The organism is Photobacterium halotolerans DSM 18316 (genome assembly GCF_000425165.1).
Lineage (GTDB): Bacteria > Pseudomonadota > Gammaproteobacteria > Enterobacterales > Vibrionaceae > Photobacterium > Photobacterium halotolerans.
Genome location: NZ_AULG01000015.1, coordinates 142,847 through 169,701, shown reverse-complemented (window position 1 = coordinate 169,701; position 26,855 = coordinate 142,847). Strand labels below are relative to the sequence as shown.

At 48.3% G+C, this 26,855-nt stretch carries 29 protein-coding genes and 1 riboswitch; of the genes, 13 read left to right on the top strand and 16 right to left on the bottom strand.

The window, feature by feature from the left end; translation table 11 throughout:
* Positions 1 to 99: 99 nt before the first annotated feature.
* The 3 genes from H511_RS0103980 (at position 100) to H511_RS0103970 (ending at position 2,724) form a co-directional block, all read left to right on the top strand.
* Positions 100 to 1,152, top strand: coding sequence for a M14 family zinc carboxypeptidase (locus H511_RS0103980; RefSeq protein ID WP_027251145.1), 1,053 nt, complete (start codon positions 100 to 102; stop codon positions 1,150 to 1,152).
* Positions 1,149 to 1,937, top strand: coding sequence for an alpha/beta fold hydrolase (locus tag H511_RS0103975; RefSeq protein WP_027251144.1), 789 nt, complete (start codon positions 1,149 to 1,151; stop codon positions 1,935 to 1,937). The genes H511_RS0103980 and H511_RS0103975 overlap by 4 nt, the downstream gene beginning before the upstream one ends.
* A gap of 232 nt (positions 1,938 to 2,169) precedes the next feature.
* The gene (locus H511_RS0103970; protein ID WP_027251143.1) at positions 2,170 to 2,724 is read left to right on the top strand and encodes a hypothetical protein; all 555 of its coding nucleotides are present in this window, start codon (positions 2,170 to 2,172) and stop codon (positions 2,722 to 2,724) included.
* A 74-nt stretch (positions 2,725 to 2,798) separates the two neighbouring features.
* Here H511_RS0103970 and H511_RS0103965 read toward each other — a convergent pair whose 3' ends face one another.
* The 6 genes from H511_RS0103965 to H511_RS22490 all read right to left on the bottom strand — a co-directional run bounded on the left by H511_RS0103965 (position 2,799) and on the right by H511_RS22490 (position 8,108).
* Positions 2,799 to 3,494 (bottom strand): CAP domain-containing protein, encoded by a 696-nt coding sequence (locus tag H511_RS0103965; RefSeq protein WP_027251142.1) that lies wholly within the window; start codon positions 3,492 to 3,494, stop codon positions 2,799 to 2,801.
* Between the two features lie 416 nt (positions 3,495 to 3,910).
* A complete protein-coding gene (gene modC / locus H511_RS0103960) occupies positions 3,911 to 4,996 on the bottom strand; it encodes a molybdenum ABC transporter ATP-binding protein ModC (RefSeq protein ID WP_027251141.1) in 1,086 nt (361 codons plus the stop codon).
* Positions 4,996 to 5,694, bottom strand: a complete 699-nt coding sequence (gene modB, locus H511_RS0103955) for a molybdate ABC transporter permease subunit (protein WP_036758656.1) — start codon at positions 5,692 to 5,694, stop codon at positions 4,996 to 4,998. Before modB ends, modC begins: the two co-directional genes overlap by 1 nt.
* A gap of 32 nt (positions 5,695 to 5,726) precedes the next feature.
* The gene (gene modA / locus H511_RS0103950) at positions 5,727 to 6,488 is read right to left on the bottom strand and encodes a molybdate ABC transporter substrate-binding protein (RefSeq protein WP_036758646.1); all 762 of its coding nucleotides are present in this window, start codon (positions 6,486 to 6,488) and stop codon (positions 5,727 to 5,729) included.
* 129 nt (positions 6,489 to 6,617) lie between these two features.
* Positions 6,618 to 6,833, bottom strand: a complete 216-nt coding sequence (locus H511_RS0103945; RefSeq protein ID WP_027251138.1) for an alternative ribosome-rescue factor A — start codon at positions 6,831 to 6,833, stop codon at positions 6,618 to 6,620.
* Between the two features lie 120 nt (positions 6,834 to 6,953).
* Complete coding sequence (locus H511_RS22490) at positions 6,954 to 8,108, bottom strand: serine hydrolase domain-containing protein (protein ID WP_051287822.1); 1,155 nt, start codon at positions 8,106 to 8,108, stop codon at positions 6,954 to 6,956.
* A 441-nt stretch (positions 8,109 to 8,549) separates the two neighbouring features.
* Between H511_RS22490 and H511_RS0103935 the strand changes: the two genes are divergently transcribed.
* Positions 8,550 to 9,218, top strand: coding sequence for a MaoC family dehydratase (locus H511_RS0103935; protein ID WP_027251137.1), 669 nt, complete (start codon positions 8,550 to 8,552; stop codon positions 9,216 to 9,218).
* Between the two features lie 319 nt (positions 9,219 to 9,537).
* Positions 9,538 to 10,008, top strand: coding sequence for a hypothetical protein (locus tag H511_RS0103930; RefSeq protein ID WP_027251136.1), 471 nt, complete (start codon positions 9,538 to 9,540; stop codon positions 10,006 to 10,008).
* A 46-nt stretch (positions 10,009 to 10,054) separates the two neighbouring features.
* On the opposite strand, the gene H511_RS0103925 is transcribed toward H511_RS0103930, so the two are convergent.
* The 7 genes from H511_RS0103925 to H511_RS0103895 all read right to left on the bottom strand — a co-directional run bounded on the left by H511_RS0103925 (position 10,055) and on the right by H511_RS0103895 (position 15,448).
* Entirely contained in the window at positions 10,055 to 10,402 is a 348-nt protein-coding gene (locus tag H511_RS0103925) for a hypothetical protein (RefSeq protein WP_027251135.1), read from the bottom strand.
* Positions 10,403 to 10,618: 216 nt separating this feature from the next.
* The gene (locus H511_RS0103920) at positions 10,619 to 11,779 is read right to left on the bottom strand and encodes a tetratricopeptide repeat protein (protein WP_036758714.1); all 1,161 of its coding nucleotides are present in this window, start codon (positions 11,777 to 11,779) and stop codon (positions 10,619 to 10,621) included.
* Complete coding sequence (locus H511_RS0103915; RefSeq protein WP_027251133.1) at positions 11,779 to 12,399, bottom strand: energy transducer TonB; 621 nt, start codon at positions 12,397 to 12,399, stop codon at positions 11,779 to 11,781. The genes H511_RS0103920 and H511_RS0103915 overlap by 1 nt, the downstream gene beginning before the upstream one ends.
* Positions 12,399 to 12,803: an ExbD/TolR family protein gene (locus H511_RS0103910; RefSeq protein WP_027251132.1), complete on the bottom strand. Its 405-nt coding sequence runs from the start codon at positions 12,801 to 12,803 to the stop codon at positions 12,399 to 12,401. The genes H511_RS0103915 and H511_RS0103910 overlap by 1 nt, the downstream gene beginning before the upstream one ends.
* Positions 12,800 to 13,348, bottom strand: coding sequence for a MotA/TolQ/ExbB proton channel family protein (locus H511_RS0103905; protein WP_027251131.1), 549 nt, complete (start codon positions 13,346 to 13,348; stop codon positions 12,800 to 12,802). Before H511_RS0103905 ends, H511_RS0103910 begins: the two co-directional genes overlap by 4 nt.
* Entirely contained in the window at positions 13,348 to 14,682 is a 1,335-nt protein-coding gene (locus H511_RS0103900; protein ID WP_027251130.1) for a MotA/TolQ/ExbB proton channel family protein, read from the bottom strand. Before H511_RS0103900 ends, H511_RS0103905 begins: the two co-directional genes overlap by 1 nt.
* Position 14,683: 1 nt before the next feature.
* On the bottom strand, positions 14,684 to 15,448 hold the full coding sequence (locus tag H511_RS0103895) for a DUF3450 domain-containing protein (protein ID WP_027251129.1): 765 nt from the start codon (positions 15,446 to 15,448) through the stop codon (positions 14,684 to 14,686).
* A 250-nt stretch (positions 15,449 to 15,698) separates the two neighbouring features.
* Between H511_RS0103895 and H511_RS0103890 the strand changes: the two genes are divergently transcribed.
* Positions 15,699 to 16,160 carry a hypothetical protein gene (locus tag H511_RS0103890; RefSeq protein WP_202601861.1) on the top strand — a complete coding sequence of 154 codons (462 nt, stop codon included), beginning with the start codon at positions 15,699 to 15,701 and terminating at the stop codon, positions 16,158 to 16,160.
* 247 nt (positions 16,161 to 16,407) lie between these two features.
* Positions 16,408 to 17,040: a hypothetical protein gene (locus tag H511_RS0103885; protein WP_155804794.1), complete on the top strand. Its 633-nt coding sequence runs from the start codon at positions 16,408 to 16,410 to the stop codon at positions 17,038 to 17,040.
* 306 nt (positions 17,041 to 17,346) lie between these two features.
* On the opposite strand, the gene H511_RS22485 is transcribed toward H511_RS0103885, so the two are convergent.
* Positions 17,347 to 17,835, bottom strand: a complete 489-nt coding sequence (locus H511_RS22485; protein ID WP_051287814.1) for a hypothetical protein — start codon at positions 17,833 to 17,835, stop codon at positions 17,347 to 17,349.
* 612 nt (positions 17,836 to 18,447) lie between these two features.
* On the opposite strand from H511_RS22485, the gene H511_RS0103875 reads away from it, so the two are divergent.
* Positions 18,448 to 21,036, top strand: coding sequence for a family 20 glycosylhydrolase (locus H511_RS0103875; protein WP_027251126.1), 2,589 nt, complete (start codon positions 18,448 to 18,450; stop codon positions 21,034 to 21,036).
* Between the two features lie 73 nt (positions 21,037 to 21,109).
* Here the strand turns inward: H511_RS0103875 and H511_RS0103870 are convergent, their stop codons facing one another.
* A complete protein-coding gene (locus tag H511_RS0103870; RefSeq protein ID WP_027251125.1) occupies positions 21,110 to 21,460 on the bottom strand; it encodes a VOC family protein in 351 nt (116 codons plus the stop codon).
* Positions 21,461 to 21,653: 193 nt separating this feature from the next.
* Positions 21,654 to 21,751, top strand: a riboswitch (TPP riboswitch).
* A 100-nt stretch (positions 21,752 to 21,851) separates the two neighbouring features.
* Here H511_RS0103870 and thiD point away from each other — a divergent pair.
* The 5 genes from thiD to tenA are packed head-to-tail and all read left to right on the top strand — an operon-like array spanning position 21,852 to position 26,003.
* Positions 21,852 to 22,736 carry a bifunctional hydroxymethylpyrimidine kinase/phosphomethylpyrimidine kinase gene (gene thiD, locus H511_RS0103865; protein ID WP_036758644.1) on the top strand — a complete coding sequence of 295 codons (885 nt, stop codon included), beginning with the start codon at positions 21,852 to 21,854 and terminating at the stop codon, positions 22,734 to 22,736.
* Complete coding sequence (locus H511_RS0103860; RefSeq protein ID WP_051287811.1) at positions 22,733 to 23,524, top strand: ABC transporter ATP-binding protein; 792 nt, start codon at positions 22,733 to 22,735, stop codon at positions 23,522 to 23,524. Before thiD ends, H511_RS0103860 begins: the two co-directional genes overlap by 4 nt.
* Before the next feature lie 31 nt (positions 23,525 to 23,555).
* On the top strand, positions 23,556 to 24,332 hold the full coding sequence (locus tag H511_RS0103855) for an ABC transporter permease (RefSeq protein WP_051287821.1): 777 nt from the start codon (positions 23,556 to 23,558) through the stop codon (positions 24,330 to 24,332).
* A 27-nt stretch (positions 24,333 to 24,359) separates the two neighbouring features.
* Entirely contained in the window at positions 24,360 to 25,301 is a 942-nt protein-coding gene (locus H511_RS0103850; RefSeq protein ID WP_027251121.1) for an ABC transporter substrate-binding protein, read from the top strand.
* Positions 25,302 to 25,340: 39 nt separating this feature from the next.
* Positions 25,341 to 26,003: a thiaminase II gene (gene tenA, locus H511_RS0103845; RefSeq protein WP_027251120.1), complete on the top strand. Its 663-nt coding sequence runs from the start codon at positions 25,341 to 25,343 to the stop codon at positions 26,001 to 26,003.
* A gap of 269 nt (positions 26,004 to 26,272) precedes the next feature.
* On the opposite strand, the gene H511_RS22480 is transcribed toward tenA, so the two are convergent.
* On the bottom strand, positions 26,273 to 26,752 hold the full coding sequence (locus H511_RS22480; protein ID WP_338091513.1) for a TetR/AcrR family transcriptional regulator: 480 nt from the start codon (positions 26,750 to 26,752) through the stop codon (positions 26,273 to 26,275).
* Positions 26,753 to 26,855: the final 103 nt, after the last annotated feature.

The window sequence follows — 26,855 nt, the reverse complement described above, 5'->3', positions numbered from 1 at the left end:
AACATAGCTGAACTATGTGATTGGGGTGAATGAATGTAGCCAACACCGCTGCAGCTTCCAGTAGGACAGGTATAGTGATGATGAAAACAGGGATTCAATGTGACTATTACCGAGCGTTTGCCTGAACTGATACAACTTGAAGCACTGATTGAAAGCGAAGCGAAAATTAAGAACCGCATTAGCCTGCAGGCCAGTGAGTTAATCCGGTTACCTTTTCATGATCAGCATCTCCCCATTTATGAGTGCCGTTTAGGCAACCCCGCTCCCGGCCTGCCCTGCCTGTTTCTGGTTGGCGGAGTGCATGGCCTTGAGCGCATTGGAACTCAGGTTTTACTCTCACTGCTGACCAGCCTGTGTCAGCGTCTGGCCTGGGATAATAACCTGCAACGCACGCTTGAGAGCATGCAGATAGTGGCGATTCCGCTGCTCAATCCGGTGGGTATGGCCATGCAACGCCGCTCGAACGCCAGGCATGTTGATTTGATGCGCAATGCCCCTGTCGAAAGCCAGGAACGTACAGCCTGGCTGGTTGGTGGCCACAGAATCAGTCCCCGTTTGCCCTGGTATCGCGGTCCGGCAGGGCATCCGATGGAAGCTGAAGCACAGCTGCTGGTTGATCAGGTGCTAAAGCAGACCCGGCAAAGCCCGTTTACCATGGCGCTGGATTGCCATTCTGGCTTCGGGCTAAGAGACAGGATCTGGTTCCCTTACGCCAAAAGTACCCGGCAGCCGGTGTCACGGCTAGGCAGCCTGTTTCGGGTGCGGGAAATGTTTTTTCAGGCCTACCCTCATCAAAACTATGTTTTCGAACCGCAGACAAAGCACTACACCTGCCACGGCGACTTGTGGGACTTTTTGTATGATGAAGCAGAAGCCCAGGGAAATACCCTGCTACCGCTCACGCTGGAAATGGGCTCCTGGCTGTGGGTGAGAAAAAACCCGTTACAACTCTGGCATCCGCTCGGATTATTTCATCCCATTAAAAAGCACAGAGTGCAACGGACACTCCGCAAACATCTCGTTCTGTTAGACTTTCTGATAAATGCAACCGAAGCTTATACCAACTGGTTCAGTCACAGCGAAGATACGGCCGACTGGCATCAGGCGATGTTGCTCTGGTATTCATCAAACCATCAGGATAACTGCTCATGACTCACTGCCAACGACCTATTATCCTTTTGCGGGGATTACTTCGCGAGCAAAGACACTGGGGCAATTTCACCCAACAGTTAAGATCGCACTTTCCTTTCCGTAAGGTGATCGCTTTGGATCTGGCCGGTAATGGCCAGCGGTTTCTTGAGACATCCCCCTCCACCGTCAGCGCCATGGTGGATGACCTTCATCAGCAGTTACATTTTTTACACGCCCGCGAACTTGAGACAGAAAATAAAATAGAAGCAGGAACCTATGATCTGCTGGCGATTTCTATGGGAGGAATGATTGCGCTTGAGTGGGCAAGATTATACCCGGAGGAAGTGAAGTCACTGGTGTTGCTCAATACCAGTGATGGCAAACAATCCCCCTTTTATAAGCGATTACGCTGGCGGCAGTACCCCAATATCATCAGATTGCTGCTGAGCAAACCAGAAGAGCAGGAAAAATACATTCTTCGTATGACCTCCAACATGTACCCCGAAGATCCTGACATACTGAAAACATGGATTCGATGGCGCAAAGAGTGTCCTATCCAAAGGAGTAATCTGTTCAGGCAACTGAACGCCGCCTTGAGCTTCAGATATAAAGATGTTCCGGATAAACCCGTACTGCTGCTTGCTTCACAATACGATGAGCTGGTCGATGTTTCTTGCAGCCGTACGCTTGCCCACTACTGGCAATGCCCCATACACATTCACCCCAGTGCCGGCCATGACCTGCCACTTGATGATCCCGACTGGGTTTGCCGTTACTCGCTGTCATTCTGGCAGGATGTGAAATGAAGCCAGGTTGAATGAAGTCAGCTTGACAGCGAAATTTACTCAGCCGTCAATCGATTCAGCAGCCAGGCTATTCAGCTTATTGTAAAACCACAGACTTCTTCGTTGAGGTAAGAAGAAGTCTGTGACGTCTCAGTGTTGATACGTCACAAAAGAAGCGTTGCCGATATTCTCAAAGATGACATTGCATACGTTGAGATTTATGCAGGGGCATCATCATCGTAGGAGAATTTTCATGTCTTACCATCGCAGTATTTTCATCACACCGTTTACCGTTCTGGGCCTGATATTACTGCAGGGCTGCAGTTCCGGTGACGACGAAACCAGTACACAAGCCCCCACGGCCTCGCCCATCGATAAGACGATGAACATCTATTTACCGGCAAGAACAGATAAAAAACCCAACACTAAAAATCCGGTCTTCCAGTTCACCAATGTGGCCTATTTCCGTGAAAATTTAGAGTATGACAACCCGGCTCAGTTTACGATTTTTGATGACGGCACTTGGGAGTTTTATGCCGAGCGTATCATTAACAACAAAGTGACAGGTGGTGAGGACAATTCCGGCGGCGCATGGACCCAGACGTTTTATGTGAAGTATTACAGTGACTGGGATCAGTATAAAAAAATCTGTGCCGGCTCTATACTCCATGCCAACAACTATGATTTAGCCACAGCCAAATACAATGTTGAACTGAGAAATTATAAGCAAAGCGGCTTCGATAGTGTGCTAAAAGAAAAGCTTCCTCAGATTCGCTGCATTGATGCTTACCAGCAATGGCATCAATAGCATCCTCAGATAGCACTAAACTTTGCCCGGCAACCACCAGGCAAAGTTTGTCTTTGGACTGTAATCTGTGATACTTACTTCGGCGAGGCAAACACTTGGGTCCAGTATATGCCGTAGGTACTGCCTGAGTTAGTGTCAGACGCAGCGCCCATCTGGGTGAAGCTGCCGTTCATGATATTTTTACAATGCCCCGGACTTTCCAGCCAGCCCTGCATCACAGCAGATACCGTCTTCTGGCCTGCCGCAATATTCTCACCTACGGTTCTCCAGCTGTAACCCTGTTCAGTCACACGCTGACTCGGTGATGAACCATTCAAACCTGTATGGCTGAAATAGTCATAATTGGCCATATCGCTGGAGTGCAGAAATGCCGTTTGTTCTAAAGTGGCATCCCATGTCAGAGGAGCAACGGCTGGCATCCAGGTGCCGCCACAGTCCTGACCCTGTGCCCGAGCAGCATTCACCGCTGCCAGCATTTCATCAGCCATAGATTGATCTGAGCTGCCTGTATCTGAGCCAGTGCCGGTTTGATCCGAGTCACCTGTATCTGAACCGCCTGTATTTGAGCCAGTGCCCGTTCCGGTAGAACCTGAGCCCGAAGAACCGCCTGTGGTCTGGCCGCTATCTTCAGTCGTTGGGCGCTCTGAAGCACCGCCATTCGATACTGAAGTGCCGTTATGAGAAGTAGAGCTGTTACCTGAACCGCCGTCCGAACCGCCACACCCGACAAGGGCAAACATAGATAGAATCAATACTGTAAGAATTCGCATGGGTACATCCACTTAATAATAATAAGATCCTGATTTATAACGCAGAGGCCAGAACAATCAGTAGCCAGGGATAAGTCTCTGCAATGTGCAACCTTTACAGCTGCAAAGATAAAATCAGCCAACAACGGGAGAGGAATATACTGACTGCGAACATCTGCTAGCAATAGCTGACGTTTAAAAAATGCACATCCTGACAATCATTTGACACAAAAATATGCCAGTTTTTGAGCACACAGCGGAACTTAATCTCAATGAAACAAGCAGATAAACCACCCGCACATTGTTCAAAATATGCACAGCTCAATCAGGTTATTTTTTGTTCGATTCTGACAAAAGTCGCACACGGTAAAATGGGTGCTAGCAATATATCAACAAGGGAAATGAGAAGAAGGTTAGGACACCAAGGAGTTGGCCACTCAGGCCAAATCCTGCTGGCTCAGGCTTACGCCTTTGATTTGCGCATACAGGTTATCGCCGACATTGAGGTTCAGTTCATCTGCTGCCCAGGGCGTGATATTGGCCGTCAGGATTGACGTGCCAACAGCTAAACGGAGCACCACGATATCAGAGTGATATTTATGCTGCTCTATGCCTTCGACGGTCGCAGGCAACACATTCCGTATACTGGTCTGCGCGGGTTTGATTCGGGTGACGGAAATGTCATTTGCGTGAATTCTCACCCTGACCATTTCCCCGACTGGCCGGCGCACTCTGCTGACCCACAACGGCAGATCTGGCCCGATACAAAGCTGAGTCAACGGATAGGACGGATGATGTTCAGTAACTTTCAGCTGCAACACTGAGCTTTGTTCTCTGGCGCTGAGCCAGGGACGCATTACAGAGGAAGCCCAAACATCGGTCAGCGCGCCATTTCCAATCACCTTCCCCTGATCCAGCACCACCATGTGATCCGCCAGGCGAAGTATTTCATCCAGACTGTGACTGACATAAAGCACAGGAATACTGACACTTTTCGCTAACGATTCCAGATAAGGCATCAGCTCTTGCTTTCGCGGTAAATCCAGTGAGGCTAATGGCTCATCCATCAACAATATATCGGGTTGACTCAGTAACGCGCGGCCAATGGCAACACGCTGTTTCTCACCGCCAGATAAGCTGGCAGGATAACGACCTAGTAAATGCGATATATCCAGAAGCTGAACAACTTCACTGAACAATTCCGGGTCAGGCTTGCTGTGGTTTCCGTACAGCAGATTACCTTTCACCTTATAATGCGGAAACAATCTGGCATCCTGAAAAACATATCCGATACGGCGCTTTTCCGGTGGTAAATTAATGCCCTGCCAAGTATCACAAAGCACATTCTCGCCAAAAGCGATGTGGCCTTCATCCGGCTTACTTAACCCGCTGACGATATTAATAAAAGAGGTTTTCCCTGCACCTGATCGGCCAAAAATGGCAGTGATACCCGACGCAGGTAAGCGCACGTCGACATTCAGTCGCATTTGTCCAAGTTGCTTGACAAAATTCAGCTCTAACATCAGTTACCCAGCCTGTTTCGTGCAATGCGAGCCAGCCATTCAGCGATCACCAGAGACAGCAAAGCAATAATAATGGCTATCACGCACAGGCGGGCAGCTTCCACTTCGGCTCCCGGTGTTTCTATGAATGAAAACATCGCCAAAGGAATAGTTTGCGTTTCGCCCGGTATATTCGAGACAAACGTAATGGTGGCACCGAATTCGCCCAGCGCCCGGGCGAAGGCCAGCACGGTGCCGGTGAGTATGCCGGGTAACATAAGCGGTAATGTGATGGTAAAAAAGACTTTAACCGGGCTGGCTCCGAGCGTGCGGGCCGCCTGCTCGAGCTTAGGATCGACATTTTCCAGTGCAAGCCGTATGGCTCTTACCATTAACGGAAAAGCCACCACAGCGACAGCCAGAACAGCACCACGCCAGCTAAAGCCAAACGTGATGCCAAACCAATCGTACAGATAAGCACCAATCATTCCCTGGCGCCCCATCATAACTAACAGCAGGTAGCCAACCACAACAGGAGGCAGAACCAGCGGCAGATGTACCAGGCTATCCAACAGGGATTTGCCCCAAAATTGCCTGCGAGCCAGCAACCAGGCACAGCCAATGCCTGCCGGCAGACTGACAATCACAGCGGTGAGTGCAACTTTCAAACTCAGCTGCAGCGCGGTGACTTCATAGTCGGTTAAGGTAAAGGTATCCATGGGAATACTCAGAATGACACACTTCCCGTTGGTTAATTGACTGAAAAGCCGTAGCGCTCGAACACCTCAGCCGCATCAGAAGACTGGAGATAGTCATAAAATCCCTGTGCCGCTTTCGATGGGGCCTGCCGGGTTAGTGCAACCGGATAGGTAATGGGCTGATGGCTTTGCTCAGGGAACTGGGCAACTATTTTTACATCTTGTGCTATCTGCGCATCTGTCTGGTAAACAATACCAAACTTTGCTTCCTGCCTTTCCACCAGCAAAAGCGCAGCACGAACATTGTTTGCCCTCGCCAGTAAGGGCTCTGCCTGTTGCCACAGTCCCAGAGATTCCAGGGCTTCTTTGGCATAAATGCCTGCCGGTACATGATTAGGATCACCAACGACCAATCGGCTGCCATTTAATGCCTTAGTGATGTCCCACGAGCCATTTAGCGGTACGGAATCCACCGATTCAGATTGATGGGTAACCAAGACTAACCGATTGTGCAGTAAATCTTTGCGTGATTCAGTATTGATGACGTTCTGCTCTGCTGCATAATCCATCCATTTTGTATTTGCTGATAAATACAAATCTGCAGGTGCCCCTTGCGCTAACTGGCGGGCAAGCGTTGACGACGACGCAAACGAAAATACCACCTGATTGCCACTGGCATGCTCATAACTTTCCGCCAACTCATTCAGTGCATTGGTAAGTGAAGACGCAGCAAAAACCAATACTTTTTCCTGTGCAGTGGCCTGTGGCATATTCAACACGCACAGAGAAAATAACAGGATCCAAAGCTTCTTCATTACCAGACTCCATTCCAATCAGTGAGTCAGAGATAGTAAATCAGTGGACTATACCTGACAATCAATTCCTGACCACTAAGTCAGAAAAACATCTGACTTAAAAAAGAGTCCTGGGCAATCATGCTTACATTAAGCAGCGATTGGCCAGGACTCTCGTCCTCCGTGCTTTGCCTTGCGCTGAAAACTGCCTTTGCCTTTTCGGGCTTTTTCAACCCGGCTGCGGAAGACTTTACTGGTGACAACCGCTTTAAGGGCATTGTCCATGATTGTTCCGCGACCATGATCGGTTTCAAAACCAGTCTGTGTGACCTGCTCTGTGTGCTGACAGCACTTTTTCTTTGCCATGATATGCTCCTTGGTTAATCAGTTATTATCGGCAAATTTCAAGCGAAGTGTACGCCTGACACTTAAAAATACAAGAGATTGCCAAGATAAATTTTAGTGATCAGATTTCAAAAAAGCGCTTTAATTTCCTGACGTTGCTACTTCGGCTTCGGAAACCCCAGGGTCAATATAGCGTTTATACAAATCCAGGAATTCTAATACAACTTCTCTTGCCACATCTGTTTCACAATTGGTCAGAAAAACCATACCTGTCTGTGTGACCGGGTTAAAAACCATTTCTGTTCTTATGCCCTTAACCCAGCCACCATGATGGACAAACCCGGTGATCCCCTGATAATCAAATGTTCGCCATCCTAGCCCGTAATACACATTACTCAGCTTCGCCCGGTATCGGTACTGATGAGCCCGGATCAACGGCTTATGTAGCAGAGTGAGATTGTCATCGCTGAGTACCTCTGGATACTGGCCAAACTGAGCCAGCATCCACTGCGCAAGATCCTGCGCGCTGGCATTGACACCAGCCGCCGCAGGTACACCGTAATAGTAAGGAGCAGGCTTAACTGCCGCATAGCCGGACTTGGTTCTGACATGCGGGACAACTCTGTCATCGGCATTCAGAAAACTCTCCAGGCCAAAGGTGGCACTGTGCATATGAAGCGGAATAAAAATATGCTCTGTCACAAACTGGCTGTATTCCATACCAGATGCCAGTGAAATCATGTCGGCACTCAGGTTATAGACGATATTCTGGTATCCGTAGCATTCACCGGGCTCACACACAAACTTGACCCGGTTTAATATTGATAGAATCCGCTGATAACTCACATCATTTTCAAGCAGATCAGAATACGCCTGAGGCACCAGACCTGTGGTATGGGACAAGACATTTCGCAATGTCACGACTTTACCTAAATCCGGATCGCTGAATTTGACATCTTCAAGATACGGGACAACGTGTGTATCCCATTCAATCAGGCCACGGTCAACCAGCAGCGCCGTTGCCGCTGAAGCAAACGTTTTAGAAATCGATGCCAGCGGAAAAACGGTTGCAGAGTCAATCTTTTTATCGCCCCCCACTTTCGTGACACCGTAACCACGTAATAAGCGGATCTCGCCGTTTACGAGTACAGCCAATGACGCACCAGGGATTGAACTTGTCACGGCTTGATTCACAAATTTATCCAGCGCAAAAACAATTTCATCACCAGGAGCGGCACATGCCCCCCGAATGCCTAAGATGAAAATACAGCACCACAACCAGGTTCGACAGCACACAACCCCACCTGACACCCTGTCCCCTGCACCAGCAGGTAATAGGGTAGGTATAATCTAAGAAGTTAAAAACAGGTATCAATCGCACACTATTCACTTCTTTTTCCTGCGACAATCTATAATCACAGGGACGACAAAACGAATGCTTGCCAGCAGTCAGATTGACTGTCACGGAGCAATCTAAACCAAAACCCGCGGCCGTGAAGCTAGCGCAATTGAAGACGAATCTTCACATTACACAAAGGTGACCCAGATCACACATTTAGGCTAAAGTATGATTTGACGCACACTTTACAGTGACGACATCAATTTGATTTATAATAATGAGAACTCATCCGATGAGTTATTTGAGATCAAGGGCACATTTTAATCCTGCTGCTGCTAAGCCAGGATTCAATATGCCGCCTCAATCATACTAAGAAAAAACGATAAAGGTTGGTAAGCATGAAAGTGGTCGACTTTCTCAAACAGAAAAGTGAAATTTTGGCCAAGCACCCATTTGAGCTGAAAGACTGGCTGTCGCCGTCAATTCGTGACTATTGGATTGAATTCCTTAACAAGGCTCATGTCACAGGTTGGGCTAAAGCTGAGAATATTGCCTCGAATGGCGAATCTGTACAGAAAACAGCAGCTATCGAGATCCATCCTGAAGCCGCCAAACTCATGGAAGAACTGCTCGCATCGCTGGGTGAAGAGATTCACGTCGGTAACTGGCTGACTGTCGATCAGGATCGCATTAATCGATTTGCCGATGTCACGGATGATCATCAGTGGATCCACACGGATCCGGAACGCGCTGAGCTTGAGTCACCGTTTAAAACAACAATAGCGCACGGATTTCTTACGCTGTCGCTGCTCTCTGTGCTGACAGATAGTGTCGATCCAGACAACCAGAAATTCCCTACCGCAAAAATGACGGTTAATTACGGTTTAAACCAGGTACGTTTCCCCTACCCGGTTAAAGAAGGTAGCCGGGTGCGAGCCCGTACAAAAATCCAGTCTGTCACGCCTGTAAAACGTGGCCTGGAAATTGTGCAGGAAATTTCCGTTGAAATCGAAGGCTGCCGCCGCCCTGGCTGTGTAGCTGAATCAGTCGTTCGACTGTATTTCTGATCGCTATCTCATGCCTACCGCTCAAACTTTCACTCAGTTTGAGCGGCATAGCCCAACACCGCCATTTTTCCTTTCGGTAGCCAATACCAGACTGTGACAAGGTCAAACCACAATGCAGGCAAAATTCCTCTGCTTTCATTGACACATGTCTATTTCGTATATTCCCTTAATATCAGGGGCTTTTTGTTGTTCAAGATCCCAACCTTAAACTCTATCAGTTTAATTTGAGCGCCATTTCCAGTTTGATGTTCGTCAGTTTATCTGGCTATTCACGTATGAATAGCATCCCACATTGGGACTGATTTTTAGGGAGAGTACTATGATTAAAACCAACCCATTTCCTGACAAGGATCGCGCTGCTATCTGGGATATGCTTGTAACGCGTGATATCAAAGCTTACTGCGAGGCAGACTGGTCGCAAGTGGCAGAAGACTTCGTTAAAGATGAATTTTATGCCATCAATGCCAACAAGTCAGATAACCCGGCAGCGTGGACTTTCGCATTTTCCTCTCTGGCGGACTACCAGGAAGAGTGGCTGCGTCAGGCAAAAATCGCGCAAGAAACAGTGTACAGCGAACCGTTAGAACTGGCGGTTCATGCTGCTACCAGCTTGAATGAAATTACCATAGAAAATGGACGTGCGATTGCCCGTAAACAATTTTGCGGCAGCATCCAACGTGCTGACGGCGGTACTGATGAACTGTTATGGCAGTCACTCTACTACCTGAAACACACAGATGCAGGCTGGAAAATCTGTGGCTTTACCGGTTACCTGCCGTATTCCGCATAAATTCTCCGTCAGTGCTATCGCTGCCCGCCGTGAAGCGGGCAGCTTCTCAGTTAAATACCGATAATAAAATGCAGGCGAGTAAAGGAAATAGCCCCGATAAAAAGAAGATAAAACCAAAATGGTAGTTCGCTTTTATTTCTCTTTGCCTATCTGCCTCTATCTCATGCTCCGACAGCATGGCTACGGCTTTAATGGCAGCTCGATCATCATCAAATGATTGACTCTCTTTGCCACCATTCCAGACCATGCCAGCCAGCGCCCATTGAAGTGCAAACATATAAAACAGAACATCACCACTAACACTGAATGGCTGCCCGAAAAATTTATGGCCAACCCATACTGCGCCAGCTGCCAACAAATTACTCAGCAATACGTATTTCAGAAAATTCAGCATCTTCTTGTTAAGTTATACGACATCAAAAAAGGTTTATTTCGTTGCGGACTCACTTTAAAGCCTTTGTATTAATATGCAAGTGCAGTCATTTATTTGGATTGGAATGAATACCAGATGCACAATAAACAATCACCACCGCCATAGACGGTGGTTTAGGGGTGACAACAAAAAAACGACGCCATGCGCCGTTTTTATCTCTGCGGTCATTTCTTGAACTTAACTTTCCATATCACGTAATTGATTCAGATACTTAATCCAACTTTTTGACGCTTTTGTCGATTGTAAATTATCCGCTTTCTTGGCATGCACAATGGCCTGCTCAAGATTTTGTAATTTGTAATAGGCACGCACTTTAGCCAGCTCAATATCCGCTTGCTTACCTTTGATCTGTAATTTATCCAGTTCATTGAGCGCAAGTTGATAATGACCTTCCTGTAATAAAAGCGTAGAAAGCTGCCAGCGATACTGAGTATCTAGCTCAACGGCTTTTCGCCATGTTTCTATCGCCTGATCCCACTCTTTCGCCATTTGCCAGTAGGTTGCCTGAGAGATCAATAAATCAAGATTACTGTCACTGTTATCCAGTGATGCAAAAACGCGAGCGGCTTTCTCAGGAATTCCCTCCTGAGCGTAAAGCTGACCCAGGGTTTTCAGATCCTGCTGAGATAAAGCAACGCCCTGACGCCTTGCCAGCGCTAGCGTTTCAATTGCCTGTTTTCTTCTCTCCAACCGCATTTCAATGCCCGCCAGTTGCCGCCACCATACGACTTTTTGCGGCTCCAGCGTAATAAGACTGCTTAAGGTCGGAAGCGCTGATTTATACTGCTGCAGCTGTAACTGAGCACCCAGCTTTAGTGATAAAGGCTGCACTTCTTTTTGTTTATGTGCACGCTCATACTGCTGAATAGCTGACAGCACCGAACGCCATTCTTCAAGCTGATAATTGGCCTGGGCGATTCTCAGCCAGAGCTCATCGGCTTTTTCCGTTGCGGGAATCGATTTACTGAGTTGATAGTAATAGCTCAGTGCTTTTTGATATTGCGCCTGGGATAACAATATATCGGCCAGCATACGTTGTGTGGATCTCAGATACTCGTCATCAAGCTGCCCACTTTCAATGGCCTGAGTCAACCGCTGAATAGATAAAGCTGGCTTGCCGTCTTGCCAGTAATACACACCCAGCATACGGTTAACAAACGCTTTATCATACGCACGGGAAATATCCATCTCCCTGAGCAGGGTAATGGCTGTACTGACTTTGTCTTCCAATTGAAGTTTCTGTGCCTGCTGCACTTTACCGGCGGTGTACTGGGACAGTTGTGCCGACAGCGCGACAGGCGCAAACAGCATCGCCATTATAAAAGCTAATTTTTTCATCATTTACTCAGATTAAATTCCACTTTTACTTGTTGTCCGTGCTGAGACAGCGCTTTACCACCTTCAATCTTTGGCTGGTATTTCCAATTCTTTAAAGCACGTATCGCTTCACGGTCAAAAACGCGATTTGGCTGCGCATCAACAATCTTGATATCCGTTGGTCTGCCTTGCGGGTCAATCGTAAACGACAACACCACATATCCTTCAATGTTTCTTTTCAAGGCCCGTGCAGGATATTTGGGCTCAACGCGATAGAGTGGCATGGCCTGCTGATCCCTTCCCACATCTGAAACGGCCGGTAAGCTGATTGCCAGGCCTTTCACGGAAGCATCCATAGCAATTGACGGCATGGTGGGTGAAACCAAAGGCGTCACAGCACTGGCCTGGGCGCTTTTCGGCATGGCCTGCGGTGGCGGCTCAGGTGTTTCCGGTTTCTCAGGGACTGTACGTTGCCGACGCTGCGCTTCACGTTCCTGCTCAACCATCACCATATTAAACGCCAGCGATTCTTTTGCTTCCGGTAACTGACGGTTTCCGTCATCAACCATCCAGGCCATAAAAGTAAACAAGCCACCGGTAATCAGCAGTGCTAACGGAGCAGCTACTATGAGCCTGAACATCAGCGTTTCTCCGCCGCCAGGGCGATATTTTTGACTCCGGCACCTTTGGCTGCATCCATGACTTTTACCACAGTACCACTGTAGGCGTGCTCGTCAGCCTGAATCACCAAAGACGCATCTGGCTGGTCTAGCAGCAAGGTTTCCAGTGTTGCCTGTACGCGTTCAACATCGACAACACGCTTATCGATATACACATCATTTGCCGAAGTGATCGCCACAAAGATGCCGGCATCTTTCTGACTGACTACATTACTGGCTTGGGGACGATTCACTTCAACGCCGGACTCACGAACAAAAGAGCTGGTCACGATGAAAAAAATCAACATGATAAACACGATATCCAGCATAGAAGTCAGATCAATCTGGGCTTCTTCCCGAGCGACAGATGGGCGACTTAACCTCATCGTTGACTCCTCATCAATTTTTCTAGTTTTTGCTCACGCATCTTGCACGCTTTTGCAAGACGAGCATGAATAAACATGCCTGCCAGTGCGGCAACCATACCCGCCATTGTTGGCAAAGTAGCAAGCGAGATACCCGAAGCCATCAGTTTGGGCTGACTGCTGCCTTGGTTCGCCATGACATCAAAGACTGAAATCATGCCGGTCACTGTTCCCAGCAGTCCCAGCATCGGACAAATCGCCACCAGGACTTTAATCACATTCAGATTCTGAGATAAGGCAAGATGTGCTTCACTGAGCCAGCCGGCTCGTATGGCATGGGCATACCAGGAGGTTTGATCTTCTCTGGCGTACCACATTGCCAGCCACTGCTGCTTTTGCTTGGGATAGGTGAACGCCAGATACAGCAGGCGTTCAGCGACCAGCAACCAGCAGAACAGCACCACAGCGGCCAGCCACCACAGTACTTGTCCTCCCTGTTGCATGAACTGCTGCAGGGAGATCCACCAGGTTTCGGCAAATTCGCTACTGAACAGTGGCACATCCATTACGCAGTGCTTCCTGTTTTTTCTGCTTCTGCCGCGACAAGACTGATGCCCTGCTTCTCAAGAATACTGCGGATCGCATCTGCCTGTGCGCTCAGCAGATTATGTGCAAGCAGCAGAGGCATCGCTGATATCAGACCCAGTACGGTTGTCACCAGTGCCATAGATATCCCTCCAGCCATCACTTTAGGGTCACCATTGCCAAACTGAGTAATCACCTGGAAGGTTTCAATCATACCGGTTACTGTTCCCAGCAGGCCCAGCATAGGTGCCAGCGCTGCAAGAAGTTTCAGCATGGATAAACCACGTTCCAGCCCCTGCTGTTCATCGACAATGGTTTCCAGCAGTCGTAATTCCAACGCTTCAACAGAGCGCTTTTGATCGGTGTCGTAAACACTCAGAACACGGCCAAGTGGATTGTTGCCTGGCTTTTCTGGTTTCTTCAACTGGGCATTGATTTGTTGGCGAATCCAGATCAATTTGCAGCCACGGTACAAGGCAATGATGCCGCCGATCGCCAGCAGCCCAAGAATAATTTTACCTACCACTCCGCCTTGGGACAGACGTTCTGCAAGGGAGGGGGCATGCGCCAACTGCTCCAGCATTTTGCCGCGAGACGGGTCAACAACCGCCATTTGCAAACCCGCTTGCTGCAGCGATGCTATCTGACTGGCTACCGGACCATTTTCTGGCTGTTTTAAATACGGTGTTGCCACTTGGCGAAGACCATTCCAGGCCAGATAACCCTGCTCGCCAATCAGGCCAATGCTGCCAAGACGGTATGCATCCACAGTGGATTGATACCCTTCTCCGTTAATATAAGAGACAGACACTTTGCGCATTTCCGAGCTGGCTGTGATTTGCTCGTTCATCCCCTGCCACAGCCCGTTTAACTGCTTAAGCGAAGGTAATGCCTTAGCATCAACAATATCGTTTACAACAGCGCTGTACTGATGACGGTCGGCACCTGTGACTGACGTTTCCAGCTCCGCCTGCAAGTCTTTTGCAGTCTGGCGCACCACGCCGAACAATTCACCCAAGCTGCCAGACTCAAGTCTTAACTCTTCTTCCAGTTGAGCCAGCGATTTTTCATTTCCGCTGAAGGTGTTGCTCAGGTTGTCAATTTCTGAATTCAGCGATTCACGCTTGGCCAACAGTGCATCTCTCTGAGCACGTATTTCTGCTTCAGTCTGCTTAAACCCGGCTTCGCGGGCCTGGTTGTGGACTTGCTCGGTTTTTTGTTGCTGCCGGGTCTTTTCCACCAGGCCATCCACAGCCAGTACGGAAGTCTGCACTGAGGCCAGGGTAAGTGCGAGTGCTAACGTTTTAAACTTCATATCAGTTAGCCTCCACATTCACGGATACAGGAAGAGAAATCAGACCGGGAGCGATTTGTTTCGACGCCATAGCAAAGGCTTTATCCAGCTCAGTGCCAGCCTGAGGCTCTAATGACTGCCACTGATGAGTACCGTCATTCCATGCCCAGTAACGCTGGCCGTCAAGGCTTCGCGCCACAAAAGCCACACGTCCGAGATACAGCATATCGGCTTCTATGTTTTCCGTGGCACTCAGGGTCATTTTGCCCTGATAAACACCCAGCTTAGTGCCGTAGTCCATTTCAATCTGGTAAGCCTCCAGAATACGGCGATATTTTTCGGCGTCACTGATATCGGCCTGAGCCATCATGAACTCCAGCTTGGCAATCCGGGCCAGTCGCTGATCACGTTTGATTGGTTTGTCATCTTCTACCACGGATTTCAGACCATCGATCATCTTATACATCAATGGCACAACACCCTGCCGCGTTTCTTTGATACCTGAAATCTGCTCACTTAAGCTGCTTTTCTCTGATTCCTGGCTGTCAACCAGACGAGCCAGATGATCCCGATAGACAATAAGGTTTTTCACTTCTTCCTGAAGGGCTTCAATTTCAGCCTTCATCGAAAGCGTCGCATCTGCACTTTTATCAATCTTATTCTGGCTTTGTTCGGCAGACTGATTGATTTTGCTCTCAATATTGCGGGCAGTATCAAGCGTATTGGCCCCCGCATTTATGCTCAGACCGAGTGCAATCACGGTCAGACTGGATTTCATCATGTTCATCTTGGAGCAGTTACCTTAAGATCCTGTTCAAAAAGCAAGCCATTGAGCTAACTTCCCATAACTAGTCAATTACTCATTAAGCTGAGTTACTGGTCACACATCTTAGTTGAAAACAAATCTCATTTAAACTACAAAATCCGGAAATTTTGCTTCCGCCATTTCCATACTAACCTGACTCTGATCAGGCTGAATCACGATGTAAAATCAATCCAGATGGAAGACAGTGACCTGAAGAAACAGGGAAGATATAATGTGTCGGATTATCAGTTATCCGGAAAGTAAAGTGTCCAATCTCTCCATTGAATCAATTCAACAACAGCTGTCTGATTTAGGCTTCCGCCCGGAAGGGATCAGAATTGTGACGGTTTCAGCGATGGCCCCAGAGTTATTAGAAACTTGCACAAGCCAAGAAAACGAATGCTTCTATAACTCTTACATGAATGTCATTTATGGCAAGGGAGAGCGATACGTGCTTGGCTATCGCTGCGAAGATCCCATCGTCGATCATGCGATCATTCGCTCAGGAGACTTGTATTTCGACCCGACGTTACAGGCAAATAGCGACTTCGCTTCCTATCAGTTTGCGATACTCACTGAGTTTACTGTCTTCGACATGATGAACCATGCAAAGTCTAACAAAGACTTTCCGCCCGATGTTGACTACCTCTTCAGTAAGGCAAACAAGTTCAAAAACGTTATCACCGCCAAATAGCAAAGGGTTTGACCTGTTCTGGGCCTGACCTCACCTTGCGCTCTTCTGAGAATATTCAATAAAACTTTGAGCTAATGCTCAAAGTTTTATTATTCACCTGACTTTTTAACGTTAAGCCATGAGATTTTGTGCGTTATGTGGCATAAATGTGCTTTGTGGCTCAGCGTGTCTGTATCTACGCTATAGACTGGTTTTTAGATATTTATCAACTGCTAACGATTAATAGGAAGGAAAAGACATGAAGCCTTTGGTTTACAGTCTGATCGGTTTGTCTCTGGCTGGATGTAGCAAGGGCGTGCTGGTATCTATTCCTGAAAACTTACAATCTACCGAATTACCGGATAAAGGTTTTTTAGTGGGTAGCATTGGTGCATCGACTATCTGGCCGTCGACGGGTGAAAACTTAAAAACTACACTGTATTTTAGTCGAACCGATTCAGAGCAGGATATCACTGTTTCTAACAGCAATGATTCCAGTGATTTTCACAGCACCACTGCGACAAGCTCTTTGTTTACTGTGCCGCTGCCGTCAGGAAACTACCTGCTCCATACGATCACCTTTATCGGCACTGACGGCCGGAAAACTGTCCATACACAAACCGATAAACAACTGGACTTAACATTTTCTATCCAGCCTGATGAAGTTACTTACCTGGGCGAGTTTATTGCCAGCAGTAAAGTGTCCAGAAGTTCACTCTGGAACACTGATTATCCCAACGGAAGAGGGTATCTGACGCATAGCTATGCGATAGAAAGAGACCGCAACTTTTTCTATGAGCGTCATCCTGAACTCACCGGAAAGCATTTCAACACTGTAACCTTAAAGGTAAGCCATTCTCCGCTGTTAAAATTGCAGCCGCTGTCCGGGCCTCAAAGCTGACACTTGCTTGCGACCTTTTACCTTCTCAATAAATTTTTCCCTTTAAATACAAGCAACTAACAAACAAAGTTTACTCATATTCAGGACAAAAATTTACCACAAAAATACCACATTGAATGCTTGACATTGGCCAAGGCGATACAGCTTCTGGGGTCCGGCCATTTCCCACAGAGTTATGCACAGCTTTTGTGGATAACGGTTAGAGGTTTAAACTTCAAGTGCTTACAATGCATGTTTTCAAACCAGACAGGCACAAAAAGGCCAGACGTCATGCCTGGCCATTCTTTACATTATCCGCAATTAGGTTTACTCAATTGCTGAACATTCTGCATCTTCAATGCTCAAATTCGAGTTGAGACCAAATTGATCAAGATACTGCACTGCTGTTGGGTAGAAACCGGCATTGATTGCATCTTCAATACTGCTTAAATCAATTTTATACGTCTTCAGACCAACCTCTGTAAGCTCTGTAGGAAGGCAGCTTGATGTATCGCCTTCTTTAAAACAGACTCCCGATGTTTCCGGAATTTTTGCGCAACCTGAGTCAGTAACATCCCCGACTGCATTGACCAAATCATTACGAGTACCAAAAGGGGCATTCTCCGGTAAATCTACATTGAAGTTTTGCAACTCTGCCCATGTATGGTAACCATCAGGTACACCTGTCAGGTTTGTCGTACTGGCACTATGAATCGTAAAAACTTCGACCTTGCCCTCTACCAAATTTTCAATTGTTTCTTCATCACAGCCAGCCAGGGCCAGTAATGAACATAAAATTACTGCTGCTCTTGTCATTTTTTTATCCTTTGTCGTATCAGGTTGTTGCCGGGTGAGTATCTTCTAGAGATGAGCGGAAATCCACTTCTAATCGCGAAACTGATAGCTGGATGCCATTTTTGTAAGGCAACTGATTTGTTGCCTGAATGGATTTAAATGTTACCTGTAAGTTGCCGCTATTATAAACCGTATGTGCTGCTCCCCTGCTAAAATGAATATGCAACAAATTTTATTAAACGTTAGAATCGTCACCTGTGACTGGAAATCATGATGTTTACCATCATAATTTGACTCACTTTATATACCAGAATGATTATTCTGCTGAATGAGTCCATCATCCTCCGGATAAAAGTGAACAATATTTTATAACGCGCAATAACCCTACATCACGCTGACATTTCAACGGCCAGAAGTGCCCTGCCGAAGCAGTCAGTGTCTCCCGCTTCGCTTAAATTACAATCTTCATCACGAACATCTGTTGGTTTTATGCACATAAAGTATGCTTTATCAGGCATTCCTACCAGTTTTACTATCTTTTATTGCATTTACATCTATTGATATTTTTATCATTCAAATCTTATGGTTAGGCTGGAAATTGATTATTTCGCTCATCAAAAAAAGGAACCTAAGATGATAAAAACGTCAGTCTTGGCACTTGCATTGTCAGCTGTATTAACTGCACCTGCGATGGCTATTCCTGCTGCAGACCTCGACCAGCTAGGCCAGGGGTTGAATGTGACTTACACCGTTCTGGATAACACTCAGAATGACTGGGTCACTTTCCGCGCCAAAATCGATTTCACCAACCAAAGCGGTAAAACATTGCCCGCGACGGGTTGGTCAATTTACTTCAGCCATATCCGTATGGTTGAAAATGTCTTAAGCGACCAGGTGACAATCAGTCATGTCAACGGTGATATGTTTAAGATCGAGCCAACCGCAAACTTTGTCCCTCTGGCTCCGGGACAATCGCTTGCCATTGAGTTTGATGCTGCAAACTGGCAGGTAGCAAAAACTGACGTAATGCCGAACTGGTATTTCGTGTCTGAAGATCAAGGCCAGACCATTACGTCGCTGATCACCAGTACCAGTAACCGTGTGAATGGTCAGGTCCCCACCAAGCCATCAGAAGAGCTCCCATTCGTGGCTGATTTTTCAACGCCACAGCAATGGAAACGTTATGGAAGTGCAGCCATAACCGACTTTTACGATCCTTTTACCGCACAAGACAGATACCAGCGCAATGCTGATCTCAATGTCATCAACAATGCCAGCGGTGTTATTCCTACTCCTGCTGAACTGACGCTTGGCACTGGTGATGTCACACTGGATTCAACCTGGGTCATCGTCTACGGCAATGGTTACGAAGATCAAGCCATGTTCCTGGCCGAACAACTGGGTGTAACTGCAGTACCCTGGTCGCCCACGACCCAAAAACGTATCAATATGGGCTGGAGTCAGGTCAACATCAATGGCGAACAAAAGTGGGAAGAGGCGTATAATCTTAACGTCGACGCCGCTAACGAGATCATCACCATAGGTGCCGCGGATGCTGCAGGCGCACTTTATGCCTCTCAGTCGTTATTGCAATTAGTCGACGGTAATAAAGTCCCTGAGGTGCAGATTACTGATGCGCCTCGGTTTGCTTACCGCGGTTTTTCCGTCGATGCAGTGCGTAACTTCCGTACTAAAGAGGCGATTATCCAGCTGCTGGATCAAATGGCCGCATTTAAGCTGAACAAACTCCATCTGCGCCTGGCTGACGACGAAGGCTGGCGCATAGAAATTCCAGGTCTGCCTGAACTGACAGAGGTTGGCGCAACACGCTGCCATGATCCGGAAGAGAAAGCCTGTATTTTACCTTTCCTGGGTGCAGGCCCGGATGGTTCACCTGAATCCAACGGCTATTACACAGCAGCGGACTATCAGGACATTCTTAGCCATGCCGCAGCCCTGAATATTGAAGTCGTGCCTGAGATCGACATTCCCGGCCATGCACACGCCGCAATCAAGGCGATGGAAGCCCGCTATGATCACTACGCGGCTCAGGGGAACATGGCTGAAGCGAACAAATACCTCCTGACCGACTTTAACGATACCACTCAGTATCTGTCGGTTCAGATGTTCACAGACAACGCCATCAATGTGTGTATGGAATCGTCTTATAACTTTGTTGATGCAGTGGTTAACGGTCTTGTCAGCCTGCATCAGGGCGTTCAGCCGCTCAAAACGTTCCACTTCGGCGGTGACGAAATTGCAGGTGCATGGATTAACTCCCCGGCCTGTCAGGACTTCATTGCCAACAATACTGATGGTGTAAACAGCGTATCGGATCTGAGCCGTTACTTTGTCGAACGTATTTCTGTAATAACTGCCAATTATGGTCTGGATATGGCAGGCTGGGAAGACGGACTGATGCACGATGGTCAGGTTTATCCACGCTCACAAATGGCAAACAGCCAGCTTTGGGGCAACGCATGGCAGAATATCTGGGAATGGGGTGTCGCGGATCGCGCATACAACCTGGCCAATAACGACTATAAAGTCGTCTATAACCATGCGAGCCACCTGTACTTTGACCACCCGTATGAACCCGATCCAAACGAGCGTGGCTACTACTGGGCGCCACGTTTTACCGACACCCGTAAAACCTTTGGTTTCATGCCAGACGACGTCTTCGCCAATGCTGACTTCACTCGTGCCGGTGCACCGATCACCAAAGCAGAAGTGGTGGCTTCAGCGGGTGTGAAAAAACTGCTCAAACCCGAGAATGTTCTGGGCCTTCAAGGATCACTCTGGGCCGAAACAGTCCGTACCGAAGACCAGTTTGAAGGGATGATCTTCCCTCGCGTACTGGGTCTGGCTGAACGCGCCTGGCACACTGCAGCATGGGAAGCCAATGACAACGCAGGCATTGCGCTGGACGAAGCCGGACGTAACGCCGGTTACAACCAGTTCGCCAACCTGCTGGGCCAGAAAGTGCTGCCTAAACTGGAGCAGGCGGGTATTGCGTTTAACCTGCCGGTTCCAGGCGGTGTTATTGAGAATGGTGTACTGCAAGCCAATTCGACTTTCCCGGGTCTGACTATTGAGTACTCAACAGATCAAGGCACGAGCTGGCAGTCGTACGACTATCTCAACCCACCCGCTGTTGCGGCAGGTGTTCAGCTGAGAACCGTTTCAGGTCAGCGGACCAGCCGGGTAACAACGGTTAACTAAGACCAGACAACCGACTTACAGAGCTCCTGCGGGAGCTCTGTTTCATTTCAATGCTGACGCTCTGCCCCTAATCTTATTCCGACCATACCGCCAGTTCATTACCGCTTGGTTCAGTGAAGTGAAAACGTCTGCCGCCCGGAAATGAAAAAATCGGCTTCACAATCACCCCGCCCGCGGCGATCACAGCCTGTTCGGTAGCTTCTAAATTATCGCTGTAAATAACAATCAGCGCGGCGCCTTTCTCAACCTGAGAAGACAACGGCGCGGCATAAAATCCCCCATCCAGCCCCTGTTGTGAAAATGCGGCGTATTCGTCACCATAATCCATGAATGACCAGCCAAAAACGCGCTCAAAAAATGCCTTGGTCTTGGGTATATGACTGGCAGGAAATTCAACATAGTTGATTTGATGGTGCTTTTTCACTGGCTCTGCTCCTTAATGGCCGATTTCAACATACATAATCTACAACGAAATCTTAGCTGAGTTTGCACCTGTCAACTCGCCTGTCATCAAATTGGTGTAATTCTTTTGCTTTCTGAGAAACAACAAGGTTAGAATGGCCAGCGCGAAAAAGTGCTTAAGTGTATAGCTTCAGCGCATCGCATCAGATTTAGAGATACGTTAGTCGGGGAGCCGTAAGGCTGAGACCACATTGTGGGACCCGTTGAACCTGATCCAGTTAATACTGGCGTAGGGAACTAGCAGAATTGCCTGTCACCTTCTCATCCTGACCAGGATGCTCACGAAGTGTAATCCGGCGACTGTTCGTCACCCCTGCGTAATCAAGCGATGATTTTGATAGCAAGGGATGCCGATGAACACGTCCACAATAACCACATCTTATCAGTCAGATAATCCTGCACGTACCCCGATTACACTGACCATTGCCGGTTCAGACAGCGGTGGCGGCGCAGGCATTCAGGCAGACATTAAAGCGATTTCCGCAACAGGTGGCTATGCCTGTTCCGTTATTACTGCACTGACGGCGCAAAATACACTGGGTGTATCCGGCATCTTTCCTGTCAGCCCGGCATTCGTTGAGCAGCAATTGGATGCCGTTTTCAGTGATCTCGACATCCGGGCCGTCAAAATAGGTATGCTGAGCGATGCTGGCATCATCCAGGCCGTCGCAAAGAAACTTCGCCAGTACCAGCCTGAATTTATCGTTCTGGACCCTGTTATGGTGGCCACCAGCGGGGATCTTTTACTGGAAGAAGACGCGATCAGCATCCTGAAAAAAGAACTGATCCCTTTAGCCACTCTGATAACCCCCAACCTGCCCGAAGCTGTCACGCTCACCCGCTCAACGGGCCGGCATATAGATCCATCAGCCCTGCAGCATACCGATAAAGAAAGGCTTATCGAGCAACTCAAAACCCTCAGCAGCAATGCTGTATTGCTGAAAGGCGGACATTGGGAACAGGACACATTCAGTACCGATTATTTGATCACAAGCAGTGACACCGTCACTATTTCAGCCAAGCGTATCGCAACCCGAAATACCCATGGAACAGGGTGCACTTTATCCGCCGCTATCGCCTCCTACCTCGCACAAGGCAACCCCCTCTCTGAGGCTGTCCATAAAGGCAAAGAGTACCTAACCCAAGCACTGTGTCATGCCGACCAGCTCCGCATTGGTCAGGGACACGGGCCAGTCCATCACTTCTACGCACTTCATCCGTCAAGGAATAAACGATGAACACAGTGAAGCCCTCACCCGACACTCAATTTCACCGTTTAGGTGTCAGCATAAAGCAACTGACATTGTCCTTTCCTGGTCAGACAGCACCTTTGTTCAGCCAGTTGGATTTAACAATCAAGGCCGGTGAATGGCATTGTATTCTTGGTCAGAGTGGCTGCGGTAAAACCACCCTGTTGCGGCTTCTCGCCGATCTGTTACCTGAAGATGTGGCATGGCAGGGCGAACTGTCGACCTCGGATGCCCGAAGTATAAATGATCGCGTCGCCTATATGGCGCAACAGGATCTGCTGCTGCCCTGGCTAAATGTACTGGACAATGTCTGTTTCAGTTTCAGGCTTAAGCGAGGTAAAGCCAGTGAAGCCGTACAGGAACGTGCAATCAAGCTTCTCCAGCGAGTTGGGTTAGGTGAAAAATTGCACGCCCGTCCATCGCAACTGTCAGGGGGAATGCGGCAGCGCGTCGCACTTGTGCGGACCTTAATTCAGGACAAGCCGCTGGTTTTGATGGATGAGCCGTTTTCCGCCCTGGACGCCGTGACAAGGTATAAACTCCAGGATCTCGCTGCTGAGTTACTGGTTCAGCGCACTGTACTGCTTATTACTCATGACCCTCAGGAAGCGCTAAGACTAGGCCATCATCTCTTTTTAATGCAAGGCAAACCGGGCCAGCTAGCGCGCTTGTCCGTTCCCGAAGGCACACCGCCCAGAAGCATCAATGCAGAGCTGGCTGTAAAACAACACGCCATTATCGAGCAATTATCCGGTTTGGGTGAGCACAATGTCTAAAGAACTCGCAGAAAAACCTGCTGTGACTACGATGAATTTCCGCCCGGTTTTTCATCATTCCCTCAGCCGTCTGGCGATCAGCTCGGTGTTTCTGATCTGCTTCTGGCAGGGTATTGTCAGCCTGTTTCAGCTTCCCGGTTTTATTCTGCCAGAGCCGCTCGCCGTATTTCGCAAATTAATTCAGCGCCATGACGTCTTACTCAGCCATGCCAGTGTCACTATCAGCGAAATTGTTCTGGGGTTAGCCTTCGGGCTGGGCATTGGTCTCACCTGCGCGTTATTGATGCTGCTTTTTAATCCGGTTAAACGCTGGCTGCTCCCCTTGCTGATCGCCAGTCAGGCTATTCCCGTTTTTGCTATCGCCCCTATTCTTATGCTCTGGCTGGGCTATGGCATTGCATCCAAAGTGGTAATGGCGGCCATTATTATTTTCTTTCCGGTCACCACTTGTTGTTATGACGGCTTGCGGCACACGCCCCAGGGCTATTTAGATCTCGCAAAGACTATGAATGCCACAAAGTGGCAAATGCTATGGCGTATCAGATTGCCGGCCGCTCTGCCTGCCCTGGCATCTGGTATACGGGTTGCTGTGGTTGTCGCTCCCATTGGCGCTGTTGTCGGTGAATGGGTTGGCGCCAGCGAAGGACTCGGCTACCTGATGCTGCAAGCCAACGCCCGCATGATGATCGATGAAATGTTTGCCGCCTTGCTGATTTTAGCCGGGCTCTCTGTGTCGCTGTATTTTGCGACAGATTACCTGCTTAAACGTGCTATTCCCTGGCTGCCAGTGAATGGTCAGTCACAATAAATGTCGTATTAGATAAGGAAATAATTAATGACCAACTTACCTGCCCGAAGTGCAATTGCGCTTGCCATTGCCAGTTTTGCCAGTCAGGCTCAGGCAAAAGACATGACCTTAATGCTGGACTGGTTTGTCAACCCGAATCACGGCCCTATCATTATTGCGCAAAAAAACGGCTTGTTTGAAGAGCAAGGTTTAAACATTAAGATTCAGGAGCCCGCAGACCCTTCCATGCCAGCCAAACTGGTGGCGGCAGGAAAAGTGGATTTGGCGATATCTTACCAAACCAGCCTGACGATTGATGTAGCAGCAGGACTGCCGCTGATCAGGGCGTCAACCTTAATCGCAACGCCGCTGAACACCCTGATGGTGCTTGATAATAACAAGATCAATACCATGGCTGATTTGAAGGGCAAGACGATTGGTATCGCCATTGCCGGTAATGAAGAGGCAACCGTCGGTACTATGCTGAAAACAGCAGGCGTCAATTTCACTGATGTTAAGATCGTTAACGTCGGATGGGCGCTTTCCTCATCACTCGCCTCCGGTAAAGTTGACGCCATCTGGGGCGGATTACGCAATTTTGAATCTAACCAACTGGCGCTGGAAGGATATAAAGCCAAATCTTTCTTCCCGGAAGAGCATGGTGTGCCTCCCTACGATGAGCTGGTGGTGGTTGCCAATAAAAACCAGTACAGCGCAGACGATCTGAAAAAGTTTAATCTCGCCATAGAAAAAGCCACACAATATCTTATCAACCACCCTGATCAAGCCTGGCAAACTTTCATTTCCTATTCTCCCGACACCCTGAATAACGAGTTAAACAAGCTGGCCTGGCGCGATACGTTACCTCGTTTTGCCCTCCGCCCTGCTGCCGTGGATCAGGAACGCTACAACCAGTTCTCCGCGTTTATGTATCAACACAAGATTATCGACAATGCACCGGCAGCAAAAGACTTCGTGCCCAGCTTTTGATTCAGCCTTTACCCGACGTTGACAGGGATGGAATAACAGATGACACATCAAGATTTAATTCATGCCTGCCAGGATGACTGGCAAGCATACACTCACCACCACTTCGTGACACAACTAGCACAAGGGTCATTAGATTCGGCGGCCTATTTACATTATTTGAAACAGGACTTCCTGTTCCTGAAACATTATGCCCGCGCTTATGCCCTTGCCATTTATAAAGCAACCACACTGGAAGAAATGCGCCGTCCGCTGCCCAGTTTACAGGCGCTTATCGGCAGTGAAATGCATCACCATGTGACCTATTGCCAGCAGTGGGGGTTAACTGAATCGGACATGGAAGCCGAGGCTGAAGATGTAGGGACAGTGGCCTATACACGGTATGTGTTAGACACAGGTATGGCCGGTGATCTCACTGATTTATTTACTGCGCTGGCCCCGTGTGCGATCGGCTATGCCATGATTGGCGAAAGACTGATACAAGCACCAGACACCCGTCTTCAGGACAACCCTTACGCCAGCTGGATTCAGTTATATGGCGGCGACAGCTTCCAGCACGATGTGCAAACCAGTATCCGGCACCTGAACGATCTGCTTGAGCCAGTATCACTGTCAAGTCCACGGGGCCTACAGCTCATCAACATTTTCCGAACGGCTACCCGGATGGAAATTGCTTTCTGGCAACAGGGGCTGAACGCAGCTTAGTCTGAGATGAGAAAAGGGGCCGGGATCGGCCCCTTTTCATGATTCATGTGATGGATAAGTCGGTTTCGCGATAAGCGCTCTTTGATATTCAGATTGCAAAACGGTGACAGCACAACCGACACACCCGGAAGATAACGCCTATGCGGGTTAATGGTATTTGTGACCCGCCTGATTCTGCAATGCCAAGAGACCGAGCAGCACGCTGACGCCATTATCAACCAGTTCATACTGTCGGGCTTTTCCCAGTACCCGGATACCCTGCATTTGCATCACCAAAAATGGCTGAATTGCTTCGCATCTGTGCTCATGCTCCATTCGCCCTGTTTCTGTGCGTTTTGAATGGCAGTCTGAAACCGACCGGCAAGCGTATTAAATAAGACTCCGCCCGATACCAGTACCCTCTCATCACAATGTGCACGTTCCAGTAAGGCATTTTGTATAAAGCAGCCGCAAGGCTGTTCGCGCTGTAATGACGCAAACCGCTTCAGGTAAGCCACAATGTCCTCATACCCTGCATGTTCATGCAGCAGGTTATGCAAGGGTGGAAATGACACTTTCTTCAGGTAGTAGTCTAAGGCTTCGCTGAATAAGCTCGCTTTATCTGTATAAGTGTTATAGAGACTGAACCGGTTAATGCCCAGACATTCAACCAGATCCGATACCGATGTATCTGCATATCCTTTCAGCCAAAAAAGCTCCATTGCCTGAATAAGCTTTTCTTCTCTGTCAAAATTTTTTGTCCTAGCCATATTCTTATCTCTCAGGGTGCTATTTTTGTACTGTCACACTTGACCTAAAGCACTGCAATAACTTAGATTCTATTCTAACCAATCATTCCGTTAAAGAGAAAAC